Source organism: Rhodobacter flavimaris, assembly GCF_021378075.1.
Classification (GTDB): domain Bacteria; phylum Pseudomonadota; class Alphaproteobacteria; order Rhodobacterales; family Rhodobacteraceae; genus Rhodobacter; species Rhodobacter flavimaris.
The window spans coordinates 1-287 of record NZ_JAJUOS010000074.1; the positions used below are offsets into that span (position 1 = coordinate 1).

A 287-nucleotide genomic window follows, 5' to 3' on the forward strand; every position below is an offset into this window, starting at 1 on the left:
CGTCGCCCAGCGAGGCGTCGCCGACGGGGCACTGGATGCGCGCGACGACCTCCTCGTCGTGGCCCTCGACACGCAGGCCGGACCGGAAGCGGGTCCACTTCGCGGTCGAGCCGATCAGCCCGATGCTCGCGAGGTGGCCGCAGCGCAAAGCCGCGTCGCAGACGGCGAAGTCCTCGGCGTGGTCGTGGGTCATCACCAGCACGTGCGTGGCTGCCGGCACCGAGCCCAGCGCGAGCTCGGGCACCGGCGAGTGGTGGACCACGACCCGCGCCTCGGCGTCGTCCAGG

At 73.9% G+C, this 287-nt stretch carries 1 protein-coding gene; it reads right to left on the bottom strand.

Going from position 1 to position 287, the window contains the following annotated elements; translation table 11 throughout:
- On the bottom strand, window positions 1–287 hold a 287-nt coding region (locus LZA78_RS17680; RefSeq protein ID WP_233678184.1), incomplete at both ends, for an XdhC family protein.